2 protein-coding genes are annotated in these 1752 nt (G+C 69.7%); both read left to right on the forward strand.

Going from position 1 to position 1752, the window contains the following annotated elements:
* Window positions 1-1543 (forward strand): acyl-CoA carboxylase subunit beta (locus ACIQ5Y_RS39835; protein WP_403892485.1); only part of this gene is annotated, 1543 nt, incomplete at its 5' end.
* Between the two features lie 17 nt (window positions 1544-1560).
* Window positions 1561-1752 (forward strand): acyl-CoA carboxylase subunit epsilon, encoded by a 192-nt coding sequence (locus ACIQ5Y_RS39840; RefSeq protein WP_376656562.1) that lies wholly within the window; start codon window positions 1561-1563, stop codon window positions 1750-1752.

A 1752-nucleotide genomic window follows, 5' to 3' on the forward strand; every position in this document is an offset into this window, starting at 1 on the left:
CCGCGGGCGCGTGGCCGAGCTGCACTCGCTGCGTGAGCAGGCGCGGCGCGGCCCGAGTGACCGCGCGACCGAGACCCAGCACGCCAAGGGCAAGCTCACCGCGCGTGAGCGCATCGCGCTGCTGCTCGACGAGGGTTCCTTCAAGGAGGTCGAGCAGCTGCGCCGTCACCGTGCGACCGGTTTCGGCCTGGAGGCGAAGAAGCCCTACACGGATGGTGTGATCACCGGTTGGGGCACGGTCGAGGGCCGTACGGTCTTCGTGTACGCGCACGATTTCCGGATCTTCGGCGGTGCGTTGGGCGAGGCCCACGCGACGAAGATCCACAAGATCATGGACATGGCGATCGCGGCGGGTGCCCCGCTGGTCTCGCTGAACGACGGCGCCGGTGCCCGTATCCAGGAGGGCGTCTCCGCTCTCGCCGGTTACGGCGGCATCTTCCAGCGCAACACCAAGGCCTCGGGTGTCATCCCGCAGATCTCGGTGATGCTGGGCCCGTGCGCGGGCGGCGCCGCGTACTCCCCGGCGTTGACGGACTTCGTGTTCATGGTCCGGGAGACCTCGCAGATGTTCATCACCGGCCCGGACGTGGTCCGCGCGGTGACCGGCGAGGAGATCACCCAGAACGGGCTGGGTGGCGCCGACGTGCACGCCGAGACCTCGGGTGTCGCGCACTTCGCGTACGACGACGAGGAGACCTGCATCTCCGAGGTCCGCTACCTCATCTCGATGCTGCCCTCCAACAACCGCGAGAACCCGCCCGTCCACGAGACCGGCGACCCGGCCGACCGTCGCTCCGACGTGCTGTTGGACCTGGTGCCCGCGGACGGCAACCGCCCGTACGACATGCTCAAGGTCATCGAGGAGATCGTCGACGAGGGCGACGTCCTGGAGATCCACGAGCGTTGGGCCCGCAACATCATCTGCGCCCTGGCCCGGATGGACGGACAGGTCGTCGGCATCGTCGCCAACCAGCCCGGCCACCTCGCCGGCGTCCTGGACATCGAGGCCTCCGAGAAGGCCGCGCGGTTCGTCCAGATGTGCGACGCGTTCAACATCCCGATCATCACCCTGCTGGACGTCCCCGGCTTCCTGCCGGGCGTCGACCAGGAGCACGGCGGCATCATCCGCCACGGCGCCAAGCTGCTGTACGCGTACTGCAACGCCACCGTCCCGCGGATCTCGCTGATCCTGCGCAAGGCCTACGGCGGCGCGTACATCGTCATGGACTCCCAGTCCATCGGCGCCGACATCACCTACGCCTGGCCCACCAACGAGATCGCCGTGATGGGCGCCGAGGGCGCGGCCAACGTCATCTTCCGCAAGCAGATCGCGGACGCCGAGGACCCCGAGGCCATGCGCGTGCGCATGGTCAAGGAGTACAAGGCCGAGCTGATGCACCCGTACTACGCGGCCGAGCGCGGCCTCGTCGACGACGTCATCGACCCCGCCGAGACCCGCGAGACCCTCGTGGCCGCCCTCGCCATGCTCCGCAACAAGCACGCCGACCTGCCGTCCCGCAAGCACGGCAACCCGCCGCAGTAAGAGGAGACACGCCACCGATGAGCACCGACACCCTGCTGCGCGTCGAAAAGGGCAACGCCGCCCCCGAGGAACTGGCCGCGATCACCGCGATCCTCCTCGCCCGCGCCGCCGCCACCCCCGAGACCGCCGCCACCCCCCGCTCCCAGGCCGGCTGGCGCCGCCTGGAACGCACCCCGGGCTTCCGCGCCCCGCACAGCTGGCAGGGCTGA

This window comes from Streptomyces sp. NPDC096339 (genome assembly GCF_044762985.1).
In the GTDB taxonomy this organism is placed as follows: domain Bacteria; phylum Actinomycetota; class Actinomycetes; order Streptomycetales; family Streptomycetaceae; genus Streptomyces.

What these genes read in the sequence shown, in the direction of transcription:
- ACIQ5Y_RS39840 (WP_376656562.1), top strand. Translation starts at nt 1,561, where the DNA reads ATGAGCACCGACACCCTGCTGCGCGTCGAAAAGGGCAACGCCGCCCCC.